This window comes from Kitasatospora sp. NPDC093558 (assembly GCF_040683475.1).
Lineage (GTDB): Bacteria > Actinomycetota > Actinomycetes > Streptomycetales > Streptomycetaceae > Kitasatospora.
In genome coordinates this window covers 1-4,743 of sequence record NZ_JBFBDY010000498.1, presented here as the reverse complement: position 1 = coordinate 4,743, position 4,743 = coordinate 1, and the positions used below count along the sequence as shown (strand labels likewise).

Here is a 4,743-nt window from a genome sequence, read left to right as displayed (position 1 = left end):
CCAGCTGCTCTTCGCCGAGCTGGTGTGCGCGGCGGGCTTCGGCCCGTGCCCGATCCCGGACGCCGCCTACCCGCAGCGCACCGGCCTCGACCTGGCGCCGCTCGGCGACCACGTGGGCATGGAGCGCCCGTGCGTCGGGCTGCCGAGGAACGGGTTCTGCCAGTAGTCGTCGTTACGGGAGTGCGGGCCCGTCCTGGTGTCGCTGCCGGGGCGGGCCCGCGTCGTTCGCCGTTGCGGGGAAGCTGTTGCGGTCAAGCCGCTGTGGTCAAGCCGCTGTGGTCACGACGTCGCGGTCAAGCCGTTGTGGTCACGACGTTGCGGCGAATTCGACGATCGCGGCCAGCGGCGGCGTCCAGCCGTCTGTGGTGTCGACGACCAGGCAGGGGACGTCGAGCGCGATCGGGACCCACGACGCGATCGGCTGCCGGCCCTCGGCGATGCGGCGCAGGAGGTCGGCGTCCGCGTGGACGGCGCGTGAGGGCTCCTCGGCGGCCCGACGGGCGATGCGCGCGTGGGCGAGCCCGGGATCGACGGTGCAGCGCACGACGCGGATCTCGGCCAGGCCGGTGAGCGGCTCCAGGCCTGGGCGCCACCGCCGGTCCTGGAAGGCCGCCTCCGCCACCAGGCTCGTTCCGGACCGCACGAGCTCGCCGATGCTGCGGAAGAACGTCTCGAACGTCCGCAGATCGAGGTCGTCGGCGGGATCGGCGCCGGCCGCGACCATCCGCTCCTTGATCTCGTCCCGGCACACCAGCGGCCACCCGGGCGCGTCGGCCAGGGCGCGCGCCAGCGTCGTCTTCCCGCTCCCGGGCGGGCCGCTGACGGCGATGAGCGTCGGGCGTCGCGGCGTACGCCCGGGGGTGCGTGCGCTGAGCAAGGGTGCGCCCTCCCGATGACGATCGCGGATATCGGCATCGTTCAGGGTCTCACGGAGTCGAGCAGGGCATTCAGCGGAGGGGGGTTCCCGCGGAACGCCCAGGGATTCACTGACCTGCTGACGGCGGCCGGGCTGAACGGGGCGACCTGCGAGGTCCTGGCGTGGGACCACCGCGCGGACATCGACGAATGGTGGAGCGGCCCGGTCGGCGGAGTGGCCACGATCGGCCGGATCGTGGTCCGCCAGCCGGCCGAGGTCCAGGCCGAGATCAGGCGCCAACTCGGCATCCTGAGCGCCGAGTTCACCGCACCCGACGGGCTCCTGCTGCTCCCGCACGTCGCCCTGCTGGCCGCGGGCCGCGCCTGAGCGTTCCAGCGGCTCGGCGTGGCTCGGGGGGAGTTGACGAGCGGCACCGGGCTGCGGATAGTCGTCGGGACGTCCGATCCGGCAGGTCCCGGGTCGGACGCCGTGGCTGCCTGAGGGGAGAGCGCCGTGAGCGTGTTGTGGTGGATGCTGCTGATCGTCCTGGCCGCCGGCGGCGTCATCGGCTGGCACTGCTACCACTACCCGGGGAGCTGGCGGCACACCTTCGGGGCAGAGCACGACGGTGCCCGTCGCGACCTCGACACCGCGCGGGGTGCCCTGCGGCGCCTGGAGAGCAGCCGGCGGAAGGAGGTGTCCGGCGCCCAGGCCGGGGTCGACGCCGCCGCCGCCACGCGCCGCCGCCGGATACGCGAGATCGAGCAGCGGATCGCCGACCTCCGGGAGCCCGGGCGCGGCACGCTGCGCGAGGAACTGGGTCCGCTCAGCCTCTATCAGCACGTCCTCGAAGTGAGGACGGACGACGAGCGCAGCGACCTGCCCCTGCACGGGATCTCCGTGCGTTCCGACCACTCGGCGGACGCCGGCCACGTCTACGTGGTCGACCCCGGCGGACGTCAGCACCTGCTGACCTACCCCGCTGCGGAGACCGCTGAGGACCGCCTCCGGAGGTTCGTCGTCGACGTCCACAACGCCATCGCGGACGCCAAGGCCTTGCAGGTCCGGAACGCCTCCCGCATCCGGGACGCCGAAGCCGACCTCGAGAACGCCAGGAGCGACACGAGCAAGCAGACGCGCGCCCAGGAACGCCTGGACGAGACCACCGCCCGCTGGCAGGACGACCCGCGGATCCCGAAGGCCCGCAAGGAACTCGAGGCCGCGCACGACCGCTGGCAGGCGCTCACGGGCCGCCGACCGAGGTGAGCGCGCCGCTTGCGGCTCAGCGGAGATAGGCCAGCTCGTCGATGTGGTGGGTCGGGGTGCCGAGGAACACGTCCGGTGATGTGGGGCAGTACGCGATGTTGAAGGTGTCGAGGCGGTAGGTCCAGGCGCCCTCCCAGCCACCGGCGAAGCGGTGGTTGATCTGCCACCGCAGCCATTCGCCGGGGGCGAGGCGGACGGCCGGCGGGCGGCGGTTGCGCAGGGGCATGCCGAAGGGCGTCACTTCCGGGCGGTGGACCCGCAGCAGGCCGTCCGACTCCTTGAGCACGACGCCGGGATCGGACAGGTCCGCCACGCTCATGTGCGGGGCGAAGGCGTCCGACTCCCGCATGGAGATGGCGTGCAGGGCCGAGGTCAGGCCCTCGGGCAGCGCGAAGGCGGTAGGGGCGGCGTTGCGGATCGCGGCCCCGGGGCCGCCCCGCGAGGCCTTGGTCCACGAGGTGCGGATGCGCTGGACGACGAGACTCATGGAGCAATCATCGGGTGAACGGCTGCGGGTCGGCTAGTCATTTGGGCAGTATCATCCCAGGTCAAGGCGCTGCCCGAGGCGCTCGGAGGGGGACTCATGCCGGCCGACGCGTGGCCGGAGCTGCTCGTCGGCTCCGAGCGGCTGACCGCGCTCTACACCGAACTGCCGCTCCTGGAGCGGCTGGTGCTCCGGTCGGTGCACCTGAATCCGCGTGGTGCCGGCGTCACGTTGCGGGTCGAGTTCCCGCGCTTTCCCGACCTCGCTCCGCAGGCCTGGACGGACGCCGGGTGTGACCGGTTCGAGGCGCAGGTCGAGTTCATGGGTGTGGAGGAGGACCTGCGGATGCGGGGCGTGCCCGTCGCCACCGTGGTCGACGTCGAGCTGAGCCGCTTCATGCGGGACCGGGAGCGCCGGATCGCGGTCGGGGTGCGCGGGCCGGGGTTCTCGCTCGACTTCACGGCCCACGCGGCGATCGAAGCGGGGCATCTCAACGCCTACCGCTCCGGCGACGCCGAGCCGTACGCGGCCCGGCGGTGGTTCGTGAGCCCGCTCGACCGGCGGCTCTACGGCACCGAACTGCCGCCCACGACCGCGAAGGTGTTTTATGAACGACCATGACCACGACCACGACCACGACTGGTCCGCCGAGGTGGTGAATCCCGGGACGCTCCGCGAGGTCCTCGGCGCGCCACCACCCCCGCTGAGCGCCTACGGCCTGGATTCCGTCCTCGTCGACGAACGCGAGTCGTCCGTCACCTTGAGGTTCTCCGCCTTCGCCGTCCCGGCCGGTGCCGCCGACCTGTGGCGCGAGCGCGGCCACAACGCGGTCGAGTTCGTGCTGGTCTGCGTCGGCGTGACGGACTTCGCGGTGGACGCCTGGTCGGGCTGGCCCACGACCCGCGCCACGATCACGGGGAAGCGCGTCGTGCTCGCCGGGCGGGGCAAGGACGTGTCCTTCGCGGCGGCCGAGATCCGCGCGGAGCCGCCCGTCGGACGGCTGTGGAGCCGGTACGAGTGATGCGCGGCGAGGGCCGAGGGGGAAGCCCGTCTGCCGCCGAACGGCGTGGATCAGCCCGTGGGCATGCCGACCTGGCGGCGTTCGAGTGCGGAGCGCAGCGTCGCGAGTGCCTGTGCGGCGGCCGTCAGTGACGCGTCGTCGAGGGTGCCGCCGATCAGTTCGGCCAGCCCTGCCGTGACCGTCCGCTCCGCCTCGTCGGCGAGCCTGGTGCCGTCCTGGGTGAGGGTCAGCAGTGAGGAGCGGCGGTCGGAGGGGTTCGGCTGCCGGAGGACCCAGCCCTGCTTCTCCAGGCGGTCGACGCTCTTGCTGGTCGCCCCGATGCCGACGGCGAACTCGGCGGCGAGGTCCGCCACGCGGGCTCCGGGGTGGTCGCGCACGTACCGCAGGAACTCGAACTGCGAGGTCACGATGCCGTGCCGGGCGCGGAGCCGGTCGTTGAGCGCGTTGTAGAGCCGGGTCTCGCAGCGGACCAGGTCGGCGAAGAACTCCGGGAGATCCACCGTCTCACCCCTCGATGTAGATGCCACGGCATATAGTGTAGCGGCAGCTACTTTCGAGGGGAGCACCACCATGAGCAGGGAACAGCGTGCGCGGATCGACGCGATGCTGCGGCAGCCGCGCCCGGAGGGTCCCCGGACCGTCGAGGAGATCCGGGCCGGATTCGAGGTGCTGATGGCCGGGATGATCGTGCCGGACGGCATCCGCACCACGGAGACGACGCTCGGCGGCCGGCCCGCACTCAGGGTCGAGCCGGACGGTGCGCCGCGCGCCGGGACGATCCTGTACTTCCACGGCGGCGGCTGGGTGTACGGCTCGCCCCGCACGGCGCTGTCGCTGACGGGCAACCTCGTGGCCAGGACCGGCGTCGGGGCGTACTCGCTGGACTACCGGCTCGCCCCCGAGCACCCGTTCCCGGCGGCGATCGAGGACACGCTGAGCGCCTACCGCGCCCTCCTCGACCGCGGCGAGGATCCTTCGTCGATCGTGTTCGCGGGGGACTCCGCCGGCGGAGGGCTCGCCGTCACCGCCTGCCTCGCCGCCCGGGACGCGGGCCTGCCGTTGCCGGCCGCCGTTCTGGCGCTGTCGCCGGGCGTCGACGCGACCCGCAGTGGCGAC

8 protein-coding genes are annotated in these 4,743 nt (G+C 72.8%); 5 read left to right on the top strand and 3 right to left on the bottom strand.

Going from position 1 to position 4,743, the window contains the following annotated elements; genetic code table 11:
* Window positions 1-307 precede the first annotated feature (307 nt).
* Window positions 308-877, bottom strand: a complete 570-nt coding sequence (locus AB0O00_RS30000; protein WP_363657067.1) for an AAA family ATPase — start codon at window positions 875-877, stop codon at window positions 308-310.
* 15 nt (window positions 878-892) lie between these two features.
* Between AB0O00_RS30000 and AB0O00_RS29995 the strand changes: the two genes are divergently transcribed.
* Complete coding sequence (locus AB0O00_RS29995; RefSeq protein ID WP_363657065.1) at window positions 893-1,243, top strand: hypothetical protein; 351 nt, start codon at window positions 893-895, stop codon at window positions 1,241-1,243.
* Between the two features lie 126 nt (window positions 1,244-1,369).
* A complete protein-coding gene (locus tag AB0O00_RS29990; protein ID WP_363657063.1) occupies window positions 1,370-2,122 on the top strand; it encodes a hypothetical protein in 753 nt (250 codons plus the stop codon).
* 16 nt (window positions 2,123-2,138) lie between these two features.
* Here AB0O00_RS29990 and AB0O00_RS29985 read toward each other — a convergent pair whose 3' ends face one another.
* Window positions 2,139-2,609 carry a hypothetical protein gene (locus AB0O00_RS29985; RefSeq protein WP_363657061.1) on the bottom strand — a complete coding sequence of 157 codons (471 nt, stop codon included), beginning with the start codon at window positions 2,607-2,609 and terminating at the stop codon, window positions 2,139-2,141.
* Between the two features lie 96 nt (window positions 2,610-2,705).
* Between AB0O00_RS29985 and AB0O00_RS29980 the strand changes: the two genes are divergently transcribed.
* Window positions 2,706-3,227 (top strand): Imm50 family immunity protein, encoded by a 522-nt coding sequence (locus AB0O00_RS29980; protein ID WP_363657059.1) that lies wholly within the window; start codon window positions 2,706-2,708, stop codon window positions 3,225-3,227.
* Window positions 3,214-3,627 (top strand): hypothetical protein, encoded by a 414-nt coding sequence (locus AB0O00_RS29975; protein WP_363657057.1) that lies wholly within the window; start codon window positions 3,214-3,216, stop codon window positions 3,625-3,627. The genes AB0O00_RS29980 and AB0O00_RS29975 overlap by 14 nt, the downstream gene beginning before the upstream one ends.
* Window positions 3,628-3,677: 50 nt before the next feature.
* Here AB0O00_RS29975 and AB0O00_RS29970 read toward each other — a convergent pair whose 3' ends face one another.
* The gene (locus AB0O00_RS29970) at window positions 3,678-4,154 is read right to left on the bottom strand and encodes a MarR family transcriptional regulator (protein ID WP_363657055.1); all 477 of its coding nucleotides are present in this window, start codon (window positions 4,152-4,154) and stop codon (window positions 3,678-3,680) included.
* Window positions 4,155-4,197: 43 nt separating this feature from the next.
* On the opposite strand from AB0O00_RS29970, the gene AB0O00_RS29965 reads away from it, so the two are divergent.
* A partial coding sequence (locus tag AB0O00_RS29965; protein WP_363657053.1) for an alpha/beta hydrolase fold domain-containing protein occupies window positions 4,198-4,743 on the top strand: 546 nt, incomplete at its 3' end.